Origin of the sequence: Streptomyces sp. NPDC006879 (assembly GCF_042869595.1) — a bacterium.
Taxonomy (GTDB): Bacteria; Actinomycetota; Actinomycetes; order Streptomycetales; family Streptomycetaceae; genus Streptomyces.
Map to the genome: position 1 here is coordinate 14,875 of NZ_JBIAGC010000042.1, position 24,841 is coordinate 39,715.

At 70.4% G+C, this 24,841-nt stretch carries 19 protein-coding genes and 1 other RNA gene; 7 read left to right on the top strand and 13 right to left on the bottom strand.

Annotated elements, in window-relative coordinates:
• Positions 1 to 24: 24 nt before the first annotated feature.
• The 5 genes from ACFYMC_RS24325 to ACFYMC_RS24345 form a co-directional block, all read right to left on the bottom strand.
• Entirely contained in the window at positions 25 to 711 is a 687-nt protein-coding gene (locus ACFYMC_RS24325; protein WP_388528822.1) for a CGNR zinc finger domain-containing protein, read from the bottom strand.
• Between the two features lie 63 nt (positions 712 to 774).
• Positions 775 to 1,320 (bottom strand): GNAT family N-acetyltransferase, encoded by a 546-nt coding sequence (locus ACFYMC_RS24330; protein ID WP_388528824.1) that lies wholly within the window; start codon positions 1,318 to 1,320, stop codon positions 775 to 777.
• A 34-nt stretch (positions 1,321 to 1,354) separates the two neighbouring features.
• Positions 1,355 to 2,506, bottom strand: coding sequence for a uroporphyrinogen-III synthase (locus ACFYMC_RS24335; protein ID WP_388528826.1), 1,152 nt, complete (start codon positions 2,504 to 2,506; stop codon positions 1,355 to 1,357).
• Between the two features lie 138 nt (positions 2,507 to 2,644).
• On the bottom strand, positions 2,645 to 4,036 hold the full coding sequence (locus ACFYMC_RS24340) for an MFS transporter (protein WP_388528828.1): 1,392 nt from the start codon (positions 4,034 to 4,036) through the stop codon (positions 2,645 to 2,647).
• A 165-nt stretch (positions 4,037 to 4,201) separates the two neighbouring features.
• Positions 4,202 to 5,215 (bottom strand): LysR family transcriptional regulator, encoded by a 1,014-nt coding sequence (locus ACFYMC_RS24345; RefSeq protein ID WP_388528873.1) that lies wholly within the window; start codon positions 5,213 to 5,215, stop codon positions 4,202 to 4,204.
• 79 nt (positions 5,216 to 5,294) lie between these two features.
• Here ACFYMC_RS24345 and ACFYMC_RS24350 point away from each other — a divergent pair, with 79 nt between their 5' ends.
• Positions 5,295 to 6,584: an MFS transporter gene (locus ACFYMC_RS24350; RefSeq protein ID WP_388528830.1), complete on the top strand. Its 1,290-nt coding sequence runs from the start codon at positions 5,295 to 5,297 to the stop codon at positions 6,582 to 6,584.
• 226 nt (positions 6,585 to 6,810) lie between these two features.
• Here ACFYMC_RS24350 and ssrA read toward each other — a convergent pair.
• From ssrA to ftsE, 5 genes are all read right to left on the bottom strand, one after another.
• Positions 6,811 to 7,180: a transfer-messenger RNA gene (ssrA, locus tag ACFYMC_RS24355) on the bottom strand.
• 141 nt (positions 7,181 to 7,321) lie between these two features.
• Positions 7,322 to 7,801, bottom strand: coding sequence for an SsrA-binding protein SmpB (gene smpB, locus ACFYMC_RS24360; protein ID WP_388528832.1), 480 nt, complete (start codon positions 7,799 to 7,801; stop codon positions 7,322 to 7,324).
• An 18-nt stretch (positions 7,802 to 7,819) separates the two neighbouring features.
• A complete protein-coding gene (locus tag ACFYMC_RS24365; protein WP_388528834.1) occupies positions 7,820 to 9,010 on the bottom strand; it encodes a S41 family peptidase in 1,191 nt (396 codons plus the stop codon).
• 68 nt (positions 9,011 to 9,078) lie between these two features.
• Positions 9,079 to 10,002: a permease-like cell division protein FtsX gene (gene ftsX, locus ACFYMC_RS24370; RefSeq protein ID WP_388528836.1), complete on the bottom strand. Its 924-nt coding sequence runs from the start codon at positions 10,000 to 10,002 to the stop codon at positions 9,079 to 9,081.
• A 9-nt stretch (positions 10,003 to 10,011) separates the two neighbouring features.
• Positions 10,012 to 10,701, bottom strand: a complete 690-nt coding sequence (gene ftsE / locus ACFYMC_RS24375; protein ID WP_388528838.1) for a cell division ATP-binding protein FtsE — start codon at positions 10,699 to 10,701, stop codon at positions 10,012 to 10,014.
• Positions 10,702 to 10,926: 225 nt separating this feature from the next.
• Here ftsE and ACFYMC_RS24380 point away from each other — a divergent pair, with 225 nt between their 5' ends.
• Positions 10,927 to 11,118, top strand: coding sequence for a hypothetical protein (locus tag ACFYMC_RS24380; protein WP_388528840.1), 192 nt, complete (start codon positions 10,927 to 10,929; stop codon positions 11,116 to 11,118).
• 180 nt (positions 11,119 to 11,298) lie between these two features.
• On the opposite strand, the gene prfB is transcribed toward ACFYMC_RS24380, so the two are convergent.
• Positions 11,299 to 12,417, bottom strand: coding sequence for a peptide chain release factor 2 (prfB, locus tag ACFYMC_RS24385; RefSeq protein WP_388528842.1), 1,119 nt, complete (start codon positions 12,415 to 12,417; stop codon positions 11,299 to 11,301).
• 404 nt (positions 12,418 to 12,821) lie between these two features.
• Between prfB and ACFYMC_RS24390 the strand changes: the two genes are divergently transcribed.
• Positions 12,822 to 13,877, top strand: a complete 1,056-nt coding sequence (locus ACFYMC_RS24390; protein ID WP_388528844.1) for an isopenicillin N synthase family dioxygenase — start codon at positions 12,822 to 12,824, stop codon at positions 13,875 to 13,877.
• Between the two features lie 314 nt (positions 13,878 to 14,191).
• On the opposite strand, the gene ACFYMC_RS24395 is transcribed toward ACFYMC_RS24390, so the two are convergent.
• The gene (locus tag ACFYMC_RS24395; protein WP_388528846.1) at positions 14,192 to 15,460 is read right to left on the bottom strand and encodes a serine/threonine-protein kinase; all 1,269 of its coding nucleotides are present in this window, start codon (positions 15,458 to 15,460) and stop codon (positions 14,192 to 14,194) included.
• 197 nt (positions 15,461 to 15,657) lie between these two features.
• Positions 15,658 to 17,388, bottom strand: coding sequence for a protein kinase (locus ACFYMC_RS24400; RefSeq protein ID WP_388528848.1), 1,731 nt, complete (start codon positions 17,386 to 17,388; stop codon positions 15,658 to 15,660).
• 499 nt (positions 17,389 to 17,887) lie between these two features.
• Between ACFYMC_RS24400 and ACFYMC_RS24405 the strand changes: the two genes are divergently transcribed.
• From ACFYMC_RS24405 to ACFYMC_RS24420, 4 genes are all read left to right on the top strand, one after another.
• Entirely contained in the window at positions 17,888 to 20,980 is a 3,093-nt protein-coding gene (locus tag ACFYMC_RS24405; RefSeq protein ID WP_388528875.1) for an FtsK/SpoIIIE domain-containing protein, read from the top strand.
• Between the two features lie 87 nt (positions 20,981 to 21,067).
• Positions 21,068 to 22,456: an ABC transporter substrate-binding protein gene (locus ACFYMC_RS24410; RefSeq protein WP_388528850.1), complete on the top strand. Its 1,389-nt coding sequence runs from the start codon at positions 21,068 to 21,070 to the stop codon at positions 22,454 to 22,456.
• A gap of 7 nt (positions 22,457 to 22,463) precedes the next feature.
• Positions 22,464 to 23,825, top strand: a complete 1,362-nt coding sequence (locus ACFYMC_RS24415; protein WP_388528852.1) for a carbohydrate ABC transporter permease — start codon at positions 22,464 to 22,466, stop codon at positions 23,823 to 23,825.
• Positions 23,822 to 24,685 carry a carbohydrate ABC transporter permease gene (locus ACFYMC_RS24420; protein ID WP_388528854.1) on the top strand — a complete coding sequence of 288 codons (864 nt, stop codon included), beginning with the start codon at positions 23,822 to 23,824 and terminating at the stop codon, positions 24,683 to 24,685. The genes ACFYMC_RS24415 and ACFYMC_RS24420 overlap by 4 nt, the downstream gene beginning before the upstream one ends.
• Positions 24,686 to 24,841: the final 156 nt, after the last annotated feature.

Consider the following 24,841-nt stretch of genomic DNA (forward strand, 5'->3'; position numbering starts at 1 on the left):
TCCGTTCTGCTGTACTGGGCGACCCTAGACCGTACCTCCGTATGGGCCCGGTTTCACGCCGGGTTCCGGCCCGGGCGCCGGCGGGCGGGCCGTGAGAGCCGGACGCGCCGATCCGCGAGACCCCGAGGAAGGCCCTGGCGCCGCGTCCGGCGCGCTGGCGGCACGCCGCCGGTGACGGGCCACCCGCTCACGGTTTCCGCACAGCTCGCTGGAACACCAGCGCCGCCGCCGACCGCGGGAGGTGTCCAGGTAGACCCGCGCGCAGCCGTCCGCCGCGCAACACCGCAGCAGCCCTCTCGCCACCGGGTCGGTCAACAGTTCCAGGGCGTCCCTGGCGAGCAGGGCCAACATCGTCCCGCTCCTGAGTGCACCCGGCAACTCCCGCACCAGGCTGCCGTCTTCCCCCCGTACCGCCCGCATCTCGGGAAGGGCGCCACCGGCCAACATGTTGACCCGGGCCAACGCCGCCTCGACGGAGGGACCGTGAGGCTGCATCTTGACCAACTCGCTGATGTCTGCACGCAGCTGCCAGAAGGGAGGGAGCCAGTCCCCGTCCACCGCGCGCATCGGCGTGCCGGGCGGCACGAGGGCCGCCCCCAGGAGCCAGTGCCGCAGCGCCGCAGCAGACCCCAGCCGTTCCCTCGGTGTCGCGGTCGCGGTCAGGTCCAGGCAGACCCGACCGGATTCGAACCAAAGCCCGTACGCGTTCATGCGTCACCGCCTCAGAGGTCCCTATCAGGGTGCCCCCTGTGGCTCCGGAGCGGAACATCGCCGTCAGGCCGGTGGCCGATCGTGCAGGATCCGCTGGAACAACCGGTGGTCCCGCCAGGCTCCGTCGATGTGGAGATACTGCGGCGCCGTCCCGTACGGCTCGAACCCGGCCTTGGTCAGGACTCGCTGGGAGGCGAGGTTGTCCAACAGCGTTCCCGCTTCGACGCGGTGCAGTGCGAGATCCTCCCGCGCGATCCGGCACATCTCCAGAACAGCTGCCGTGGCCAGGCCGCGCCGAGTACGTCCCTGGTCGATCCAGTATCCGATGCCACCGCTGCTCAACGGCCCGCGCACGATCCGACCGAGGGTGATGCACCCGAGCAGTTGCCCGCCTCCGGCCTCCACCAGTACGTAGGGAGCCAGCAGACCGGCGTCCACCTCTGCCCGCAAGCCCTCGATCCGCTCCCGCTGGCCCCGCTCGGTGTAGTACCACTCGGGCCGGTACGGCTCGAAGGGACGCAGGAACTCCCTGTTACGGCGCAACGCCTGGGCAAGTGCCGCCGCGTCCCCGGGCCGTACCGGCCGCATCTCCACTGCGTCTGTGATCATTCTCGGCACGCTAGTGCCGAGAACGAGGAACTGGCTATGCGTCGGCGTACTTGGCGTCCGAGGCCGGGTCCAGTGCCAGTCGATAGCCCCGTTTGACCACGGTCTGGATCAGCCGTGGGGCGCCCAGCGAGGTCCGCAACCGGGCCATGGCGGTCTCCACCGCGTGCTCGTCGCGGCCCGCCCCCGGCAGTGACCTCAGCAGTTCCGCCCGTGACACCACCCATCCGGGACGTCGGGCAAGCGCACGCAACAGGCCCATGCCGGCGGGCGGTACGGCCCGCAACGTCTGGTCGACGAGAACGGCGTGTCCACGGATCTCGACGCGGTGGCCGGCCACCGGCAAGGTCCTGGCCCGGGAGGGAAGCTCCCGGCAGAGCAACTGCACCAGTGGCCCAAGCCGGAACCGCTCCGGCTGGACGGTGTCCACGCCGTGTGCCTGGAGCGGCAGCGCCGTGACCGGCCCGACGCACACCACCAGCGTGTGGGTGCGCAGGGCGTCGATCAGACCGGGGAGCAGGCCACGCCGCTCGGCCCGGGTCAGCAGGGAGGCGGCGGCGGGGGCGCTGGTGAAGCAGAGGGCATCCACGGCGCGCGCGAGTACGGCGTCCAGCAGGCGGTCCAGCGGCCCGAGGTCCTCGGGGGGCATCCACCGGTAGACGGGCACGCTCACGACGTCCCCGCCACCGTCCCGCAGCGCTTCCAGGAAGCCGGGCAGCGGCTCTCCGTGCAGTTGGAGGGCGATGCGCCGACCGGCGACTCCCTGGGCCAGTAGCCGCTCCAGCACCTCCGCCAGGGACTCCGAGTGTGGGGACCATTCCTCGGTGAGCCCCGCGGCCCGGATGGCTCCCTTGACCTTGGGGCCACGGGCGAGCAGTTCCACGCCGCGCAGCCGGGACAGCAGATCCTCGCCGATCCCCCAACCGTCCGCGGCTTCGATCCAGCCGCGGAAGCCGATCGCGGTGGTGGCCACCACGACATCCGGTGGGTTTTCAATCAACTCTTTTGTGGCCAAGAGGAGTTCGCGGTCATTGGCGAGCGGGACGATACGCAGGGCGGGCCCTTGGAGGACGGCCGCGCCACGGCGCTGGAGCAGCACCCCGAGTTCGTCCGCTCGGCGGGCCGCGGTCACTCCCACGGTGAACCCGGCGAGCGGACCGGGAGGCGTCTGGACTGGCGTCTCGTTCATGCGGGTGTCCTGCTCTGCACAAGGGGCGGGGCGGCGACGGCACTCGTGTCGGCTGATGACGACCGAGCCTGTCAACACCGCGTGACAGGCCCGGTTCGAAGGGGTTTCACGGCCGTAACACGCAGGAACGCGCCATGTTCACACCTCGGCGTAGCCGAGTTGCCTTCCTGCGGCATTGGGGCTGTCCGCGGGGTCCGAAAGGGTGGGTGCCGCTCGTCGCAGGTATACGGCCCAGGTGACCACGCAGCACACGGCGTAGAAGCCGAGGAAGGTCACGAAGGCGGCGGTCCCCGTGCCGGAGCTCATGAAGGCCTGCCGGAAGACCAGGTTGATCCCCAGCCCGCCGAGGGCGCCGACGGAACCGATCAGCCCCATCGAGGCCCCCGACAGCCGCCGCCCGTCGGCGTCGGCCGCGGCACCCGTCAGCCCCTTGGCCAGGGCCTTGCTCTGGAAAATGCCGGGGATCATCTTGTACGTCGATCCGTTGCCGATGCCGGTGAGGACGAACAGGGCGATGAAGCCGACGAGGAAGACCGGGAGCGATTCGCTCACCGAGGCCATGACGACCAGGCCGGTGGCCGCGGCCATCGCGACGAAGGTCCACAAGGTGATGCGGGCGCCCCCGAAGCGGTCGGCGAGTCGACCGCCGACCGGTCTGATCAGCGAGCCGAGCAGCGGGCCGATGAAGGTGAGCGAAGCCGCTTGCAACGGGGTCCGCCCGAACTGGGTCTGGAGGACCAGACCGAAGGCGAAGCTGTACCCGATGAAGGAACCAAAGGTTCCGATGTAGAGGAAGGCCATGATCCAGGTGTGCCGGTCGCGCAGTGACTCCTTGACGGCTCCCGTGTCGTTACTGACCGGTGCCAGGTTGTCCATACGCCAGACTGCGCCGGCCGCCGCGATCACGATCAGCGGCAGGTAGGCGGCGATGAGGATCCGCGGGTGGCCCGCCCCGGCGGTCCCGATGACGAGGAGACCGGCCAGCTGCAGCACGGGCACGCCGACGTTTCCGCCACCCGCGTTCAGGCCCAGCGCCCAGCCCTTGTGACGTAGCGGGAAGAAGGCGTTGATGTTGGTCATCGAGGAGGCGAAGTTGCCCCCGCCGACACCGGTGAGCGCCGCGACGACCATGAAGGTGGTGTACGAGGTGCCGGGTTCCATCACGATCAGCGCCGCGGCGGTGGGCACCAACAGCAACAGTGCGCTGAAGACGGTCCAGTTGCGGCCGCCGAAGCGAGCCACCGCGAAGGTGTAGGGGATGCGGGCGAGCGCGCCGACCAGGGTGGCCATGGCGATCAGGAAGAACTTGCCGGCCGGATCCACACCGTATCCCGGCCCCATGAAGAGGACCATGACCGACCACAGGGTCCAGATGGAGAAGCCGATGTGCTCGGAGAAGACGGAGTAGATCAGATTGCGTCGGGCGATCCGCTCCCCTGACTGCCGCCAGAAGGCCTCGTCCTCGGGCTCCCACCGTTCGATCCAGCGGCCTCCCTTGCGTGGCCGAGCGGGGGTGGTCGCTGCTTCCATCACGCCTCCAGCTGGTGTCGGGCTCCTGGACACCGACCGTAGGGATGGCGCGTTTCGGCCTCGTGTCACCTCCGGTGACCGGCGGGAAACCTTGCTCTCACCTACCGGCGGACCGCTGTGTGAGCACGGGCGGCGCCCGGGCCCCCGTGCTGTGAGTGGCAGGGCTCACCGACCACGGCTCTTCGGACCGGGAGGGACGCCCAGGCCCAGCACAGTGGCGTCGGCTGCTGGAAGCCAGTGGTCGGCGGGCACGCTCAGCCAGTTCCGTTCGGCGGAGAGCTCGGCCGCCGCGCCGCGCAGCGCGTCGAGCCCGGGGTGGGCGAATCCCTTGCGCCACACCAGGGACAGCGGGGACAGCGGTACGGGACGCACCAGCGGCCGTCGCACCGAACCGGGCATCTCGGGGAACTCCACGGTCGCCAGGACCGGGTGACGGCTCTTGGCCATGACGCGGCGGAACTCCTCCTTGCCCACGGCCAGGGGCGCGGGTGGGGAGAGCGCGATCCCGCGCCCCTCGAACAGCCTTCGCGCCAGGTCCGTCCACTCCAGGGTGCGCGGGTTTCCGGCGCCGACGTAGATCTGTTCTCCGGCGAGGGCATCGAGCGGAACGCTCTCGCAGGCGGCGAGCGGATGGTCGTGCGGCAGCAGCACGGCGAGCGGCTCCAACCTGACCGGCTGGTGTTCCAGGCGGTTGCGCAACACCGGATCGAGGCCGGCGAATCGACCGAAGGACACGTCGAGGCGGCCGGCGGCCATTTCGCCCGCCGCATGGGTCAGTCCGCTCTCGAATCGGGCCATCAACTCGCCGTCCGGGAAGCGTTCGCGCGCGAGGTTCAGCACCGTCCGGGCGGTGCCGGGGCCGTCGGTGTTGAGGTCCACGAGCAGCGGACGGTCGCTCTCACCGGTTCCGGCGAAAGCAGCGATCAGGTCCTCCTGAGCCTCCAGCACCCGACGGGCGTAGGGCAGGAGGCGTTCGGCCTCCGCGGTGAGGGCCACCTGCCGAGTGGTGCGGACGAACAACTCGGTGCCGAGGGTCGTCTCCAACCTGCGGATGTCACGGCTCAGAGCCTGCTGGGCCAGGTAGAGCCGGGCGGCGGCGCGGGTGAAGTGGAGTTCCTCGGCGGCGACGACGAAGCACCGCAGGAGTCGGGGATCGATGTCCTGGGCAGTCACCGCCAGAGATTAACAACAGAACTGCGTGAGCGGGGACGGTTTAGGTGTTGGACCGCTGAGGGGGAGGCCGACAAGGCTGTTTGTCATGACCCAGACCGCCACCACCAGGGCTCCGCTGCTCGCCGTCTCCGGTGACACCCTCATCGCCGCCGCTCCCGCGACCGCCCCCGCGGCCCGTCGGGCATCCGCCCCCGGACCGTACCGAAAACTGTTCGCGGTTCCCGGCACGAGCGCCTTCACCCTTGGCAGCCTGATCGCCCGGCTACCGATGGGAATGCTCAGCATCAGCGCGGTCATGATGATCGCCGACCAGCGCGGAAGCTACGCCCTGGCCGGCGCGGTCAGCGCGACGGGCCTGGCCGCGACCGGGCTGGCCGCACCCTGGGTCGCCCGACTCGTGGACCGACACGGACAGGCCCGGATCGCCCTACCGGCCACCGTCCTCGCCGTACTCGGCTCCCTTGCTCTGGTGCTGTGCGTACGCACCGGAGCTGCGGACTGGACTCTGTTCGCCTCCTACGCGGCCACCGCAAGCACCCCGAACATCGGTGGGATGGCCCGGGCCCGCTGGGCACACCTCCTGCGCGGGGACGCCTCCGCCCGCCACACCGCGAACTCCCTCGAACAAGCCGCCGACGAACTGTGCTTCATGCTCGGCCCCGTCCTCGCCGTGCTCCTGTGCACCCTGCTGTTCCCCGAGGCGGGCACACTCACCGGCGTCGCCCTCCTCCTCGTCGGGACCGTGGTGTTCACGGCCGGACGCTCCACCGAGCCGCCCGTCACCACGGCCACCACCAACGGCACCCCGCTGCGGTCCGCACGGGTCCGCGGCCTCCTGGTCGTCTTCTTGGCGACCGGAGCGATCTTCGGGGCCATGGAGGTGGTTTCGATCGCCTTCCTGGACCAGCAGGGCAGTGGCGCCTGTGCCGGTCTGGTCCTCGCACTACAGGCGGCCGGTTCCTGCGCCGCCGGGCTGCTGTACGGCACCCTGCGCCCCGCCAGGGTCCTGGACCGGCGGCTGCGTGCCTGCCTCGTCGGCATGACCACCCTGATGTCGCTCCCGCTGCTGGCGGCGACCAGCGGGAGCACCCCCGCACTGGCCCTCGCACTCCTGCTGGCCGGGATGGCGACGGCCCCCACCATGGTCACCGGCATGACCCTGATCCAGCGCCTGACCCCGCCGGACCGCCTGAACGAGGGCATGACCCTTGCTGTGACCGCGCTGCTCATCGGGGTGGCGGTGGGTTCTGGAGCCGGTGGCTGGACGGTCGAGCAGGCAGGGCCGCTCCTCGCGTACGTGATCCCTCCGGTGGCCGGAATGCTGGCCCTGGTGGCCGCCTCCACGAGACCCGGCCGGGATGCTGGCCGGGCATGAAGGGGCCGACCCGCGGCGCTCTGGTCACGCTCTGAGCGGGGCTCTCCCGCCGGGAGCGCCGGCTGACCGCGGACTAGGCGTTCCGCAGCCGCGTTGCCGGATCGAGGTCATCACCACCAACGGCGATCAGCCCCCACCACCGGCTCCCGCCTTGCTCGCACATGACGAAGGCCTCCCCACCTGGCGAATTCTTCGCGAGGTGGGGAGGCCTTCGCCCACATGGGATGAGTGGAGATGGCGGGAATCGAACCCGCGTCCAACGGTGCAGAATCAGGACTTCTCCGAGCGCAGTCCGCTTCGATTTTCTCGGCCCCGGAGATCACGCGGACAAGTCTCCGACGGGCTCAGTCACTGTTTGGTTTCCCACCCGCCCCCGTGACCGGGGTTGGTGGTTTAGTTCCCTAGCTGATGCCAGGATCCGGGTCGGGAACAGCCCCGGGCTGACACTTCACAAGTCGCTACTTAGGCAGCGAGGGTGAAGGTATCGCGCTTGGTGTTGGCGATTATTGTTTGCGACATATGGTTTACGAGATCATTGCCGCTTCCTCGGCTCGCTTCTCCTGCTTCGACATCCGCTGTCGAAACCGATCATCCCCATGTTGATTTTTCAAAACGCTCTTTCGAACGCCGCTTGATCGGGCGGACCCGGACAAGCACTGCCCCGACTGTGCGGGACACCTGCATGGTACGTGACCACCCCGGCTCGGTGCCAGCTCATTAAGCCGGGTCCGGGAAGGTCAGCTACGGGCCCGACGGCGGGCCGCCGAGATCGCCCGGTCCGTCTCGCGACGGTCCTGCTTCTCGCGCAGCGTCTGACGCTTGTCGTACTCCTTCTTGCCCTTGGCCAGGGCGATCTCGACCTTGGCCCGACCGTCCTTGAAGTACAGCGACAGCGGCACGATCGTGTGGCTGGTCTCCTGGGCCTTGGCCTCCAACTTGTCGATCTCGGCCCGGTGCATCAGCAGCTTCCGCTTGCGCCGGGCGCTGTGGTTGGTCCAGGTGCCCTGGCTGTACTCCGGAACGTGCACGTTGTGCAACCAGGCCTCGTGCGCGTCGATCTGGACGAAGCCGTCCACCAACGAGGCCCGCCCCTGGCGCAGCGACTTGACCTCGGTGCCGGTCAGCACGAGGCCGCACTCATAGGTGTCGAGGATGGTGTAGTCGTGCCGCGCCTTCTTGTTCTGCGCGATCAGCTTGCGCCCTTTTTCCTTAGCCATAGTGCGGTCATTTTCGCACTAGGAACCCACCCCGAGGCCAGTCAATACCGAGCGGGCCCGATCCAGCGCCCCATCCTCGACCGCGAGGTCGGGGTTGACGCCCTCTCCGTCGACCTCGCGCCCCGCCGGAGTCCGATAGTGCCCGACGGTGAGTTCGGCGACCGAACCGTCCGCGAGTCGGGTGGGCATCTGCACCGAGCCCTTGCCGAAGGTGCGCGATCCCACGGTGACGGCCCTGCCACGGTCCTGGAGGGCGCCGGTGACCAGTTCGGCGGCGCTCATCGTGCCCCCGTCGACCAACGCCACCAGTGGACGGTCGGTGTCTCCACCGCGTTCGGCGTACAGGGCACGCTGGTCCCCGCGTATGTCGTAGGTGGCGACGAGCCCACCGTCGAGGAAGGCCGAAGCCGCCGTGACGGCTTCGTCCACCAGGCCTCCGCGATTGCCGCGAAGGTCGAGCAGGAGCCCGTCGCCGGCGGGTGCGGCCCGCACGGCGCGCCGCACCAGTTCGCCGGAGCCCTTGGTGAAGGCGCTCACCCGGATCAGGGTGATGGCGCCGGGCAACCGCCTTGCGGTCACGGTCTCCTGGTCCAGCCGGGCCCGCCGCAGGGTCTCGGTCCAGGTCCGTTCGCCCCGTTGGAGTTCAATGCGGACGGCACTGCCCGGCCTGCCGGTGACCCCGGGAGTGGTGCCCCCGCGCAGCAGTTCGACCACGCGGGGGACGTCCAGGCCCCGGGCCTGACGGCCGTCGATACCAAGGATCCGGTCGCCGACCTTGATGCCGGCCCGGGCAGCAGGGCTCTGCGGGGCGACCCGGCTGACCCTCACGTCGGCGCCGCCGGGGGTCTGCGCCCACAGTCCGACGCCGGTGTACCGGCCGTCCAGGGTCTCCTCGAACTCGGCGTACTCAGCGGTGTCGTAGACGACCCCCCAGCGGTCTCCGCTGCGGCTGACCACGTCCTCGGCCGCCTCCTTGGCCGACTTGCCGTCGGCCAGGGCCTCGGCGGCGGCCCGGGCGACCTCGCCACGGTCTGCGGTCATCTGTTGGCCCGCCGGGCGGACCGGGCCGTACACGACGGTGGCCGGGCGCTCCTCGCCGTCCCACCAGCCGGCGGCGGCGCCGGTCCCGAGCACGCCCAGTACGGCCAATGTCAGAACGGCCCCGCGACGAAGGTCGCGGGGCCAAAGACAGGTGGTGGGACCCGGCATGGCGCCGAGTCTAGGACAAGCCCCGGCGCGGAACGGGTGGTTGTCCGTACCGCCACCGGCGGCACATGTCACACCTTCAGGTACTTGCGCAACGCCACGAACGCCGCAAGCGCAGGCATCAGAAGACCGATGGCCAAGACCAGCGGCAGCTTGGTGAGGACCGCGTCCCAGCCGATGAAGTTGATCAACACCAGCTTCTCGGAGAGCGCGACACCGTGGTCGATCACGAAGTACTGCCCGGCGCCGAGCATCACGCAGGCGACCACGCCACCGATGAGCCCGGCGAAGGCGGCCTCCATGATGAAGGGCATCTGGATGTAGAAGCTGGAGGCTCCGACCAGGCGCATGATGCCCGTCTCCCGGCGGCGACTGAAGGCCGAGACACGCACCGTGTTGACGATCAGCAGCAGGGCGACGATCAGCATGATCAGCATCACGCCGAGGGCGGCCTTGTTCAGGATGTCCAGCAGGGAGAAGAGGTTGTCCAGTACGCCCCGCTGATCCTCCACCGAGTGCACGCCGTCCCGGCCGGCGAAGGCGGTGGTGATGACCTTGTACTTCTCGGGATCCTTGAGCTTGATCCGGAAGGACTCCTGCATCTGGTCCGGCGTCACGGAGGCGACCAGGGGCGAGTCCCCGAACTGCTCCTTGTAGTGCTTGTACGCCTCGTCCGCCGATTCGTAGCTGACGTTCTCCACCAGCGGCATCTTCTCCAGATCGGCTTCGATCTGCTTCTTCTGGTCGGCGGTGACGGCGCCCTTGGCGCAGGTGGCGTTGTCGCCGAGGTTCGCGTCGCCCTTGTTGCACAGGTAGACGGTGACGTTGACCTTGTCGTACCAGAAGCCCTTCATCGTGCTCACCTGGTCGCGCATGAGCAGCGATCCGCCGAACAGGGCCAGCGACAGGGCGACGGAGATGATGACGGCGAAGGTCATCGTGAGATTCCGACGGAGACCGACTCCGATCTCCGACAGGACGAACTGGGCGCGCATGGCGTCCTTTCAGTGCTGGTAGCCGTAGACGCCGCGCGACTGGTCGCGTACGAGACGGCCCTGTTCGAGTTCAATGACGCGCTTGCGCATCTGGTCCACGATCTGCTGGTCGTGGGTCGCCATGATCACGGTGGTGCCGGTCCGGTTGATCCGGTCCAACAGCTTCATGATGCCGACGGAGGTCTGGGGGTCCAGGTTTCCGGTCGGCTCGTCCGCGATCAGCAGCATCGGACGGTTGACGAAGGCCCGCGCGATCGCCACGCGCTGCTGTTCACCGCCGGAGAGCTCGCCCGGCATCCGGTCTTCCTTGCCACCGAGGCCGACCAGGTCCAGGACCTGTGGGACCGCCTTGCGGATCTCACCGCGCGGCTTGCCGATGACCTCCTGAGCGAAGGCGACGTTCTGCGCCACCGTCTTGTTGGGCAGGAGACGAAAGTCCTGGAACACGGTGCCCAGCTGGCGCCGCATGTGCGGAACCTTCCAGTTGGAGAGCCGGGCGAGGTCCTTGCCCAGGACGTGCACCTGCCCGTGGCTGGCGCGCTCCTCGCGCAGGATCAGCCGCAGGAAGGTGGACTTGCCCGAGCCGGAGGACCCGACCAGGAAGACGAACTCGCCCTTCTCGACCTCCAGGGAGACGTCGCGCAGAGCGGGCCTGTTCTGCTTCGGGTAGGACTTCGAGACGTTGTCGAATCGGATCACGGGTGCACCACGGTCGCCGGGAGTAGGTGAGCGTGACCATACGCGAAGCGGCGCGAGCAGCGCAGTCCACGCCCACAGATGTGCCAAATAGATCGATTTGCCCTGCCACTGGTCGCGAGCTTGACCGGCCGAGCCGCGCCGAAATTCGCCGAAGCTGGCACAGTGGTAGGGGGAACCGTCGTGTTCCCGTAACCGTTGTTGCCGAAGGGACGAGAGGAGGAGCGCATGACATATGACCGGCTCGTGTGCGCGAACTGCGCCGCGCCCGTCCAAGAGGGACGCTGCCCCGTCTGCCGGGCGAACCGGGAGCGCCTCCAGCAGCAGAGCCCCTTCGCTGGCCTGAACCCGATGGCGCTTATCGCACTGTTGGTGGTCCTGGTGGCAGCCCTGGCGCTGCTCGCGCAACAGACCGCCTAGACGGTCCGCGGCGCCGCGCCCCCACCGATCGTATGCGGCAGCCCCAAGCCCGGGAACGACCACGTTCCCGGGCTTGAGGTGCCTCGATCACGCGCTGGTGGTGGACCTGCCGCCCGGGGGCCGTCCACGGGCCGAGGACGCCCGCTGACACGCTCCGGACCGTCCGGTCCCGGTGTGCCGCTAGACCGACGCGGCCTGCTCCTGCTGCTTGCGCCAGCGGATGCCCGCCTCCAGGAAGCCGTCGATCTCCCCGTCCAGCACGGACTGCGGGTTTCCGACCTCGAACTCGGTGCGCAGGTCCTTGACCATCTGGTAGGGGTGCAGCACATAGGAGCGCATCTGGTTGCCCCAGGAGTTGCCGCCGTCGCCCTTGAGGGCGTCCATCTTGGCCTGCTCCTCCTGGCGACGACGCTCTAGGAGCTTGGCCTGCAACACGTTCATCGCGCTCGCCTTGTTCTGAATCTGCGAGCGCTCGTTCTGGCAGGACACCACGATCCCGGTCGGAACGTGGGTGATACGCACGGCCGAGTCGGTGGTGTTGACGCCCTGGCCACCGGGGCCGGAGGCGCGGTAGACGTCGATGCGCAGCTCGGTCTCGTCGATCTCGACGTGGTCCGACTGCTCGACCACCGGCAGCACCTCCACACCCGCGAAGGAGGTCTGGCGCCGTCCCTGGTTGTCGAAGGGCGAGATCCGTACGAGGCGGTGGGTGCCCTGCTCCACGGAGAGGGTGCCGTACGCGTAGGGCGCCTTGACCACGAAGGTGGTCGACTTGATGCCGGCCTCCTCCGCGTAGGAGGTCTCGTAGATCTCGGTGGAGTAGCCGTGCCGCTCGGCCCAGCGCAGGTACATGCGCTGGAGTCGTTCGGCGAAGTCGGAGGCGTCGACGCCACCGGCCTCGGCACGGATGTTGACCAGCGCCTCGCGCTCGTCGTACTCACCGGACAGCAGGGTGCGGACCTCCATCTCGTCCAGTGCCTTGCGCACGGAGACGAGCTCGGTCTCGGCCTCGGCGAGGGTGTCCGGGTCGTCCATCTCGTCGGCGAGCTCGAAGAGCACCCCGAGGTCGTCGATCCGGCTGCGCAGCGCCTCGGTCTTGCGGACCTCGGCCTGGAGGTGCGAAAGCTTGCTGGTGATCTTCTGCGCCGCCTCCGGGTCGTCCCACAGGGACGGGGCGGCGGCCTGCTCCTCCAGCACGGCGATGTCAGCCCTCAGCCTGTCCAGGTCCAGGACGGCCTCGATCGACCCCATGGTCGAGGAGAGGGACTTCAGCTCTTCGGTTACATCGACGACTGCCACGGGTCCAGCCTAGCTGGTGTTCGTTCGGGGCCGGCCTTCGCTCCCGACGGCTCGGACCACAGGCGCGAAGACCGGCCACGCAGTCGGGTCCGACGGGGACCGGTGAACGATTGTCGGCCGTGTGGCAAACATCTCCTCCTTGGGGTGCCCGGGCCCGGCGTACCCTGCCCGTATGACCCTTCTCGTGATGCGACGGCATGTGGACTACATGCGCGTCACCACCATGAGCTGTCACCCGCCGGACTGAACCCACCGCTTCCCCGGCCGGTCTCCCTCCGGCCGCTCACCGGTCCTGTCCGCGGTCCACGGCGCCCTTCGGCCACACCCCCGGCCGGCGGTCCCCTTCACCCGCATCCCCGACACCCCCGGGGGCAGGGCCCCGTGACATCCGAAACGGAGCCGTCATGTCGTCCGTGCACCTCCCACACCACCAGCCAAGCGACCCGGCTGCGGGCCCGGCCCGCTCACTGCCCGTCCTCGACCTTTCGCTGGCCCAGGATCCCAGGACCCGCGAGGCCTTCCGGCGTCAGCTGCACGCAGCCGCCCGCGAGAGCGGCTTCTTCCATCTCGTCGGCCACGGCGTCACCGAAGCTGAAACCTTCCGGATACTCGACCTGACCCGGCAGTTCTTCGCCCTGCCGGAGGCCGACCGGCTCACCGTGGGCAATCTGCACTCCCCGCACTTTCGCGGTTACACCCGGATCGGCCACGAGCTGACCGGCGGCCGGTCCGACTGGCGTGACCAACTGGACGTCGGTGCCGAACGCCCGGCTCCGCTGATCGGCCCCGAGGACCCGGCCTACCTGTGGCTGGAGGGCCCCAACCTGTGGCCGACCGCGCTACCCGACCTGCGTCCGGTCGTACTCGGCTGGCAGGAGCAGCTGGCCGCGGTCGCGCACCGGCTGCTGCGCGAGCTCCTCGGCTCCATCGGCGCCCCCGAGGACTTCTTCGACGCGGCTTTCGCCGACCGGCCGCACCTGCACACCAAGCTGATCCGCTACCCCGGCTCCGACCCCGCGGCGAGCTCCGGCAACGGACAGGGCGTCGGGGCGCACAAGGACTACGGTTTCCTGACCCTGCTGCTCCAGGACGGGGTCGGTGGCCTCCAGGTCCGGCGCGGCGAGGACTTCCTGGACGTGCCGCCGGTGCCCGGAGCCTTCGTGGTGAACCTAGGGGAGCTGCTGGAGATCGCAACCGAGGGATACCTGACGGCCACGGACCACCGAGTGGTCAGTCCACCCGGCGCCGTCGAGCGCTACTCCGTGCCCTTCTTCTACAACCCGCGCCTCGACGCGGTGATCGACACCGTGCCGGGGGACTACCTGCGCCACGCGCCGGGGATCGCGCACGACGCCTCCAACCCGCTGCACGCCGAGTACGGGCGCAACGAGTTGAAGGGATGGGTTCGGGCCCATCCGGCGGTGGCCCGCAAGTACCACCCGGAGTTGATCGCCGGCTAGAAGACCGATGAAGATCTTGCTTCGACTGCCCGGCTCGCCCCGGATTGCCCGCTAATATCAATCGCCATGAACCGGTACAAGCCGGGCGTGATTTCAAGATCTTCAAGAGTCTTCTAGGGCCCGTCCCGCACTACCCGGCGGGCGCGCGACGACAGCCACGGCGCCTCGCCGCATGGTCGAATCGCGCGAATTCGCCCGGGTACGAAGGCGACCCTCCGCCTGGCGACGCACCGCATCTGACGCCGCTCGCTGATCCACCGGGTAGTGCGGGAGACAGCCCTTGGTGCGAACCGCCGCTCACCACGGCACCGGCTTCAGGGCGCTGCCGGAGCCGAGTTCCTTGAATCCGGGGGACGTTGCGGATCCTCGTCGGAGGAGGCGGCCAGGTAGCCGCCGACCCCGATCGCAGCCGCCAGCGCCACCGCGGCCGTGGTCAGCAGCAACCGGCGCCGGCGGGCGGCTTCCGCCCGGTGGCGGGCCGAGCCCGGGCGCGGGGCGCCCGCAGGGCGCGGGACCCGGGCGGTGCCCAGGGCGCCACCGGCCAGTTCGTCGGGCCCCGGGACGCGCATGGACGTGTGGGTGTCCCGGTTGGAGTCGGTGGCGGTGCCGGGCACCAGAGGCACGGCACCGCGGCGGCGGGCGTTCTCTTGGGAGGTGGCCGGGCAGGACTCCTCGTGGACCGGCTCCGCCCCCTCCGCCCCCTCTGGCTCGTCCACGTCCAGCGGGGGCATTCCGGCCAACAACGGCAGCAGTTCGCGCAGTCGGGTCGACAGTTCGGAGGCCCGCAACCGCGACGCCGGGGCCTTGGCCAGGCATTGCACGAGGAGCTGCCACAGCTCTTCGGGGATGCCGGGGAGCGGGACGACGGTTTCGGTGACATGGCGGCGAAGCACCGCTCCCGGATGCCCGCCGCCGAACGGGGTGAATCCGGCCAACAGCTCGTACAGCACGGTGGCCAACGCGTAGATGTCGACGGCGGCCCTCGGCGGCAGGCCCTCGATGATCTCCGGAGCAAGGTAGTCCGGGGTGCCGATGATGCGGGTGGGCGCCAGACGCCCGCCGCCGGGCGGCGGCCCGGGCCGGCGCGGGGAGTCGATCAGCTTGGCCACCCCGAAGTCGGTGAGCAGCGCCGGATGGGAGCCGCCGGGTCCGATCGGTCCCTGCATGTCGAGCAGTACGTTCTCCGGTTTGACGTCGCGATGGACGACCCCGGCCGCGTGCGCGACGGCGAGGGCGTCGGCGATGTCGGCCACGATCGCCACGGCCGCCTCGGGCGCCAGACGCCGCTCTCGGTCCAGACGGGTGCGCAGGTCGGTGCCGCGGACCAGGTCCATCACCAGGGCGAGGTCGTCCCCGTCCACCACCAGGTCACGGACGGAGACGATCCGTGGGTGTTCCAGACCCAGGAGCGCGCTGCGCTCCTGCACGAACCGACCCACCAGCTCCTGGTCCGAGGCGAGGTCCTCGCGCAGCAACTTGACGGCGACGGGGCCGTCCGGCCCCTCACCGAGCCACACCGTGCCCGCACTGCCGCGCCCCAGGATCTGATGCGCGGTGTACCGGCTGCCGATCTTCCGTGCCAAGACTGCTCCCTCAGCGGCTGGCGTACGTGCCCAAGCTACGCGGCCGATGAGGGGTTGCGGGCCCCAGATCGCGGCGACCTTCACTTCTGGGTGCGAAATCACGCGCTATATGTCGACAAGTCGATGGACTCGGAGCAGAAATGCGACGCCCAGCACCTCGCTACCGCTCCTCCGAGGCGCCTGTGCCGTCCGGACCCTCAGGCCCCGCCGACGAGGTCGGAGATCCAACTACCGGCTTCGGAGAGCCATGTGGACAGCTGGTCCCAATAGCCCCGGCCGGTGCCGATCCAGTCCTGGAGCGGGGTCAGCTCCCAGACCATCCAACCCGCGATGACGAGGATCACCAGGGTGAACAGGCAGCCCTTGAGACAACCCAGGCCCGGGATGCGCATCGGGTTCGCACTGCGCCGCGGCTCCCGTGGGGGCCTGGCGGCGGGCGGCGCCGGCTGCTGCGGCGGCTGGTGGGGCTGCCGTGGAGCGGCGTACGGCTGCGGCTGCTGGTAGTGCGGGGGCGACTGGCGGTACGGCTGCGGGGGCGACTGCGGCTGCTGGTACTGCTGCTGGTACTGCTGCTGCGGATACGGCTGGGGAGCCTGACGGCGGGGCTGCGGCCGAACCGGCGGAGGCTGTGGGGGCCGCTGCTGTTGGGGCTGCTGAGGCTGGCGCTGCGGACGGCGCCGCAGCGGGTCCTCACTCGGGTCCAGGTACTGGACCTGCGTCTGCTCGTTACGATCGCGCACCCCCTGGAGCTGGCTCTGCCAGGGGTGGGGCTGTTCCGGCTGCTGCGGGGGCACCGGCGGCAGCACGGCCGTCGGGTCCGGGACACCTTGCCCGGACCCGTGTCCCGGACCGTGGCTCGGCAGCACGGCAGTCGCGTCCGCGGCACCGGGCGGGCCGACCGGAGGCATCACACTGGTCGCCGCGTTCGGATCGTAGGCGCCCAGCGGGGTGGCGGCGCCCCCGGGGATCGCCTGGGTCGCGTCGGACGCACCCGGCGTCTGGGGAACCGGCGCCGGTGAGGGGTCCGGTGCGAGCAGCGCGCCCACCCCGAGAGCGGACTCCACCTCGCCTGGCGAGGAGTGCACTCCGATGCCGGCCGCGACCACCCGCAGCCCGCGGGCCAGGTTCTGGGCGCTCGGACGCAGGTCCGGGTTCTTGCTCAGGCAGCGCTCGATGACCGTCCACAGCGGTTGGGGCACGTGGGCCGGACGGCTGGGGTCCTCGCTCAGGTGGCGCTGCAGGACCTCCAGGGCGGTACCGCCGGCGAACGGCGGACGGCCCGTCACCAGCTCGTACAGCAGGATGCCGGCGCCGTAGATGTCCACGGCCGAGGTCTGCGGCCGGCCCTCGGCGGACTCCGGAGCCACATAGGCGGGGGTGCCGACGAACTCGTGGGTCCGCGTCAGCCCCGGCGAGTCGGCCAGGCGGGCGATCCCGAAATCAGTGAGCATCGGGTGCATCTGGCCATCGCGCTCGGCGAGCAGCACGTTCGCGGGCTTCAGATCGCGGTGGACGACCCCATCGGCGTGGCTGGCCGCGAGCGCGTCCGCGACCTGGGCGGTGAGCAGTGCAGCCGCGATCGGGGTGAAGGGACCGCTCTCGCGCAGGTAGCGGTGCAGGTCGGGGCCGTCGACCAGGTCCATGACCAAAGCCAGCAGGTCGCCCTCGACGACCAGGTCACGGGTGCGGACGATGTTCGGGTGGGTAAGCCGCAGCAGCACCGAACGTTCGCGGAGGAACCGCATCACCACGTCCGGATCGTGCGCGAGCTCCTCCTTGAGGACCTTGATCGCAACGGTCTCGCCCGGTTGTCCCGGCACCGAGGCCTCGGCGCCGGCCGCCTCACGCTGGCGCGCACGCCAGACGGTGCCCGTGGCGCCGCGGCCGAGCGGCTCCTCGAGCAGGTACTTGCTGCCTACCGGCCGCACGTCATGCGCTCCCTGCTGTGGTGACTACCTGGTCGTCCGGCCCACTCTAGGCCCTGCGCTCGGAGTGTCGCCCGGCCCTTGCTGCCCGACATCGCACCCCTCCCACGCACCTGGTGTACGCGGCCCCGTCTGCCGGGCCCGCACCGGGCCGCGCTCCGTGGCACCTCATGGACCGGGGGCGGTCCGATATCCGGGTGCGGCGGGCGGTCGGCCGGGTTCTGGGAAAAGACGCGGAACGGAGTGTCGGGGTTGCCACACCCAGGCTCTTTTTACCTCTACAGTCGATCATTCAAGATCACTTATGGGTGGTCACCGGGCGTGTTGTCGGCAGCAGGTGCGAGGATGCCCTCAGCACGGGCCATGGGGACGGAGCCCCGGGCCCGACCGACCTGACCGGACCACGCGTCCGAGCCCGGCGGGGGGACGAAGAGGGGGGCGAACACCCCCGGCGCACCCCTACCGGGCGATGGCACTCCGCGCAGAAGGGACCGCGACGGCGATGCAGATCCGGCTGACCGTCCTGGTGGGGCCGCGCAGCGGCCAGTCCTCGCCGACCTCGGCACCCGGGGCCGGCAGCACCGGCACGGCCTGTGACCTGCTGGTCACCGCGCCCGCCGGGACCCCGCTCGCCGCAGTGGCCGGCAGCCTGGCATCCGCGGTCGCGGGCGCCGACACCGGCGGCGGCCCCACCGTCCTCTACGCGGCGGCCGAGCGGCTCGATCCACAGCGCAGCGTCCTGGGCGAACCACCGCTGATCGACGGCGCGGTGCTGTCCCTGCACGCGCCCCTCACACCGGAGGCCGTCACCGCGGCGGACTCCGCCCGGGCACAACTGCACGTGATAGCCGGCCCCGACGCCGGCGGCGTACACCTACTGCACGGCGGCCAGATCCACATCGGGCGCAGCGCGGACGCCGATGTTCCGCTGGACGACCCGGATGTCTCCCGGCTGCACTGCGTGGTCACCCTCGGCGACGACGGTCGGGTGACGGTGGCCGACCCGGGCTCGACGAACGGCACCACCCTCGACGGTGTCCCGGTCGGCCCGCACCCCACCGGACTCCCGCTCGGCGCCCACCTCCGGCTCGGCGAATCCACCCTGCGCCTGCCATCCGGCCCCACCGCGCCACCGCTGCCCACCACCCCCGACGGCGAGGGCCGGCTGCGGCTGCCCGGCCCGCCCAGCCGGGTGCGCGTCCCTCCGGCGCGCACCCCCCTCGAAGCGGACAGCGACCTACCGGAGTACGCGGCCGACGGAGCGTTCCAGAGCCCGGCGCCCGCTCCCGCCATCCCCCCTGAGGAGGCCGGACCGAGCACGGGAAGCACCCCAGCGGGGCAAACCCTTTGGCCGGATCCGAACGCACCCGCACAGGCCCCACCACAGCTCCAACCCCGCAGGCGCGGCATAGGCGGCTGGGCGAGGCGGCTGGCCGGCGGACGAGAGACCGGCCAGCAGGGCACCCCGATGCCCGTGCCGGCGGGAGGCACCCATGGCGGCACGCCCACGGGGGCTGCCACCCGCCCGCTCCCGGAGCACGTCGACTGGCCCGACGCCTCGGCACTGCTGCTCACCGCGCTCGGACCGGGCCCCCGCCTGTGGGAACGCGGCACCGAACATCCACGGATGCTCAGCGTGCGGCTCGGCACCGGGGCACAACCAGCCCCGGTCACCGTGGACCTCCGTGTCACCGGTTCCCTCGGACTCGCCGGCCCCCGCCCCCGGCTGGCCGGGCTGGCCCGTTCGGTCCTCGCCCAGTTCGCGGCCCTGCACGCGCCGCAGGACCTCGAAATCGTGCTGATCAGTACCGATCGAGCCCGATCGGTGGCCGAGCGTCGCACCGAGTGGTCCTGGCTGGGCTGGCTCCCGCACCTGCGCCCCACGCACGGCCAGGACTGCCGGCTGCTGCTCGCCTACGACCGCGACCAGGCCGCCGCCCGCACCGCGGAGCTGACCCGGCGGCTGGACGAGGGCCCCCTCGGCCCCGGCTGGGCCTCGGCCGAACGCGCCGCGGTGGCCGAGGCCGCACGTCGACACGTGGGCCCCTACACCCTCGTGGTCCTCGACGGCGATCCCGGGACTGCGGCCCTGCGTGCGGTCACCGCTCGTCTCGCGGTCAACGGTCCAGCCGCCGGAATCCACCTGCTCTGCCTCGCCGAAGCCCCCGCCGCCTCACCCGCCTCGCCCGCCAGCGACTCCTACGAACTGGCCTGCGCCGCCAACCCGGTCTTTCGCGAGTGCGGCGCCTACGCGCTCCTCAGCGGAGACGTGGCAACCGCGCTGCGGCTGCTGCGGCCCGGCGGCGGTCACGGGCAGACGGCCACCCTCGACGCGGTATCCGCCGCCTGGGCGGAGCGCTTCGCCCGCGCCCTCGCGCCCCTGCGGGCCGACGGCCCGTCCGGGGCCGACGCGCGGCAGACCTGCACGGCCCTCCCGGCGAAAGCCCGGCTCCTCGACGAACTGGGCCTGGCCCGCGCCACCCCCGCCTCGCTGATGGCGCGTTGGGCGGCCACCGAGCAGGGCCAAGCGACCGGCGGTCGGGCGGAGATCGTCCTGGGCGCCGGCCGGAGCGGTCCCCTGACCGCCGAACTCGTCACCGACGGACCACACGTCCTCATCGAGGGGCCGGCCGGCAGCGGGCGTACCGAGCTGCTGCGCTCGATCGCCGCCTCCCTCGCCGCGAGCAGCCGCCCCGACCGGCTCGGTCTGCTGCTCGTCGACGGCGCCGGCGGCGACCGGGGCGAGGGTCTGGCACCCTGCACCGAACTCCCCCACACCACCGCCCACCTGTCCGCCTCCGACCCGGTCCGGATGCGCGCGTTCGCCCAAGCCCTCGGAGCCGAACTCAAGCGCCGCGCCGAGGTACTCGCCGGTGCCTCGTTCGCCGACTGGCACACCCGTCGAGCAGTGGCCGAGCGGCTGATCGCACAACGGCAGCCCACCGCGACGGAATCCAACGGCGATATCGACTCACCACCCAGCGGCACCCTGCGCCTGCGCCCCCCGACGGCACGAAATGGGGCGGCGGGCCCCACCCCGCTGCCCCGGCTCGTCGTCCTGGTCGATGACTACGACGCGCTGGTGGCCCCGGCGCTCGGCAGCACGGGGCGGCCCGCTGCCGGCTCCGTCGTGCGGGCCCTGGAGGCGGTGGCCAGGGAGGGCGAGCGGCTCGGCGTCCACCTGGTGGCCAGTACGGCCCGGCCAGAACAGACCTCCGGCACCGAGCTGGCCCGAGGGAACCCGCTGCGGGTCACCTTGGGTTCCGCCGAGACGGAGCGACACGACGACCCGCCGACCCCCGGGCGCGGCCTGCTGCACCACGGGGACGGCCGGACGCTGCCCTTCCAGGGAGGCCGAGTGACCGGCCGTATCCCTCGGACCGCGACGCTGCGCCCGGTGGTGGTCCCGCTGGAATGGGAGCGGATGGGGGATCCGCCGACCCGCCGGCCGGTACGGGAACTGGGCAACGGTCCGACTGACCTGGCGTTGCTGGCCAGCGCCCTGGACCGGGCCGCCCGGTTGGTCTCGGCAACCGCGGTTGTCTTCCCCCCTGTGGTACCCCTCTCGCCCCCACCGGTGCCCTCCGCCGAGTAACGGGCGACGTAGGCGGTATTGCGGCGGCAGGAGGGCCGGCGTAGACCTGTGAGTCGATACTCAGCCACGGATGACCGGGGGGCAGGTATGCGCGCAACCGATCACGCACGTCTCCGCACGCGCACGTGGACGTCACTGGCCGTCGCGGGCGCACTGGCGCTGGCTGCGACGGGATGTGGCGGTGACGCGGAGGAGGATGGCGCTCCGGGAGGGAAAGCCTCTCAGAGCAAAGCACCGGGCGCGTCAGCACCGGGTTTGACGTTACCGTCCCTGGCCGGCGAGCAACTCGAAGTGGCCGCCGTGTGGACGGGCCCCGAACAGGAGAACTTCACCAAGGTCCTCAAGGAGTTCGAGAAGCGCACCGGCGCCAAGGTCGCCTTCGTCCCGGCCCAGGACCCGATCGTCAACTTCCTCGGCACGAAGATCGCCGGTGGTGCTCCGCCGGACGTCGCGATGCTCCCGCAGGTCGGTGCGCTCGTCGAAGCCGTCGCCAACAAGTGGGCCCAGCCGGTCGGCCCGGAGGCACAGGCCCAACTCGACGCCAACTACGCCACCGGCTGGAAGGACCTCGGCGCCGTCAAGGGCGCCCAGTACGGCGTGTACTTCAAAGCCGCCAACAAGTCGCTGATCTGGTACAACGCCAAGGCATTCGAGGCGGCGGGCGCCGAAGTGCCGCAGACCTGGAAGGAGTTCCTGGAGGTCGCGGACACCGTGTCGGCCTCCGGTACGGCGCCGGTCTCGGTCGGCGGGGCGGATGGTTGGACCCTCACCGACTGGTTCGAGAACGTCTACCTCTCCCAGGCCGGCCCGCAGAAGTACGACCAACTGGCCCGGCACGAGATCAAGTGGACCGACCCGACCGTCAAGACGGCCCTGGGCACGCTCGCCGAACTCTTCGGCCGTGACGACCTCCTCGCGGGCGGTCGCACGGGCGCCCTGCAAACCGAGTTCCCCAAGTCGGTCACGCAGACGTTCACCGGTGGCGACCAGCCGGCAGCCGCCATGGTCTACGAGGGGGACTTCGTCGCCGTCAACATCGGCCAGACCAAGGCCGAACTCGGCACCGATGCACTGGTGTTCCCCTTCCCGGCAGTCGGTGCCCAGCCGCCGGTGGTCTCCGGCGGCGATGTGGCCGTAGCGCTCACCGCCTCGAAAGGGGCCCAGGCCCTGCTGACCTTCCTCGCCTCCACCGACGCGGCGGAGATCTGGGCGAAGGAGGGCGGCTTCATCTCCCCCAACAGGTCCGTGAACATGTCGGCCTACCCCAACGACATCCAACGCGGCATCGCCCAGGCCCTGATCGGCGCCGGCGACGACTTCCGCTTCGACATGTCCGACCAGGCACCGGCCTCCTTCGGCGGCACCCCCGGCAAGGGCGAATGGAAGGCGCTCCAGGACTTCCTGCGCAACCCGAAGGACATCACCGCGATCCAAGCACGGCTGGAGTCGGACGCTGCCAAGGCCTACGGGAACTGAGGCCGCCGTGTCCAGGCCCGCGCCTTCCTCGAAGACCGCGCAGGCTCCTGGGTCGGACGCCGGTGCCGCACCGGTGCGGGACCGGCGAACCCCTCGACGCAGCCGGCTGCTGGCCCTGTTCTTCCTGCTCCCGGCACTGGCGCTGCTCGGCGCCCTGGTCCTGCACCCGATCGGCTACTCGCTCTACCGGAGCTTCTTCGACCGTTCCGGCGAGTCCTTCGCGGGGCTCGACAACTACCGGGAGATGCTCGACGACGAAGCCATCCGCACCGCGATCGGCAACACCGCACTGTGGGTGGTCGCCGCTCCGCTGACGGCCACCGCCCTGGGGTTGGTCTTCGCAGTGCTGACCGAACGCATCCGTTGGGGCACCGCCTTCAAGCTGGTCGTCTTCATGCCGATGGCGATCTCGATGCTCGCCGCCGGCATCATCTTCCGTCTGGTGTACGACCAGGACCCGGACCGCGGGGTCGCCAACGCCGTCGTGGTCACCGTCCACGACACCTTCACGGAGTCCTCCGCCTATCCCAAGGCCCACCCGGGGCGAGCGTCCCCCCTGGTCGCCGTACCCGGCGGCGGTTTCATCACCCGTGAACCGGTAGGCGCCGGTGTGCCGGTGCTGCTCCCGCTGGTGGGTGTGGCCCCCGACCAACTGCCCGCACGGGCCGTGCCCGCCCGAGCGGCCACCAGCGACCCCGTCAAGATCACCGGTACGACCTGGCAGGACTTCACCCGTGGCGGGGGCGGGCGCACCAACTCCGTGGACCCCACGGAGTTGGGCTACCCCGGCATGCGCATCGAGGCGGTCCGCGACGGCCAGGTGGTGGAATCGACCCGGGCTCGCGCCGATGGCAGCTTCGCGCTGTCCGCCCGGGCGGAAGGGGCCCTCCTGCGGCTGCCAGCAGACAACTTCCGCGCCCCCTACAACGGCGTGGACTGGCTTGGCCCGACCCTGGTGACCCCGGCCGTGATCGGCTCGTACGTCTGGATGTGGGCGGGCTTCGCCATGGTGCTCATCGCTGCCGGACTGGCCGCGGTCCCGAGGGAGTTGTTGGAGGCGGCCCGGGTGGACGGCGCGAACGAGTGGCAGGTGTTCCGGAGGATCACCGTGCCTGTCCTGGCACCCGTGCTGGTGGTGGTACTGGTCACCCTGGTGATCAACGTGATGAAGATCTTCGACCTGGTATTCGTCATCGCGCCCGGATCGGTTCAGGACGACGCCACCGTCCTCGCCCTGGAGTTGTACCGGACCTCCTTCGGCACGGATGCCAACCAAGGGGTCGGCAGCGCCATCGCGGTACTCCTGCTGCTCCTGGTGATTCCGGTGATGTTGGTCAACATCCGCCGAATACGACGGGAGGAGCCGTGACCAAGGCCCCTGCGAGCGTGGCGGCCAAGCTCGCCTCGACCGCGGCCGGCGGGGTGGTGCGCGTACTGCTCCTGATCACCGCCCTGTTCTGGCTGCTGCCGGCCGTCGGCCTGCTGCTGTCCTCGTTCCTGTCGTCCACCGACCTGAACTCCGGGGGCTGGTGGCAGGCGCTCAGCGCGCCCTCGCGGTTGACCGCAGAGAACTACACGGCCCTGTTCAGCAACGAGGCCGTGACCCGATCCCTGTTGAGCACGGTACTGATCACGGTCCCGGCGACCCTGCTCGTCCTGGTGCTGGGCTCATTCGCCGGATACGCCTTCGCCTGGATGGAGTTCCCCGGGCGCGACGGCCTGTTCCTCGTGGTCGTGGGCCTCCTCGTGGTCCCGGTCCAGGTGGCACTCATCCCGGTCTCCCACCTCTTCGGTTCCGTGGGCCTGTTCGAGACCACAGCCGGGGTCGTCCTCTTCCACACCGCCTTCGGGCTCCCGTTCGCCATCTTCCTGCTACGCAACTTCTTCGCACAGATACCGCGGGAGCTGCTGGAGGCCGCCCGGCTCGACGGCGCCGGTGAGACAAGGCTGTTCGCGCAGGTGGTGCTGCCGCTCGGCGGTCCCGCCATCGCTTCCCTGGGCATCTTCCAGTTCCTCTGGGTCTGGAACGACATGCTGGTGGCTCTCGTCTTCGCGGATTCCTCCAACCCGCCGATCACCGTCGCGCTTCAGCAGCAGGTCCGCCAGTTCGGCAACAACATCGACGTGCTGGCGCCCGGTGCCTTCATCTCCATGGTGATCCCGCTGATCGTGTTCTTCGCCTTCCAACGACAGTTCGTCTCAGGGGTGATGGCAGGGGCCGTCAAGTGACGTGCACCTCGGGCTGGAGCCCGAGGATTCTGGCCCTCTCGATCGCTGCTGTACCGCCACGCGGCACGGGGCTCGGTCGGGATTGCGTGGCTTCCTGTTTCCGGAACCGCCGGCGGCGCCCCGCGTCGCCACTGTCAGACCCGCTTCACCACCGGC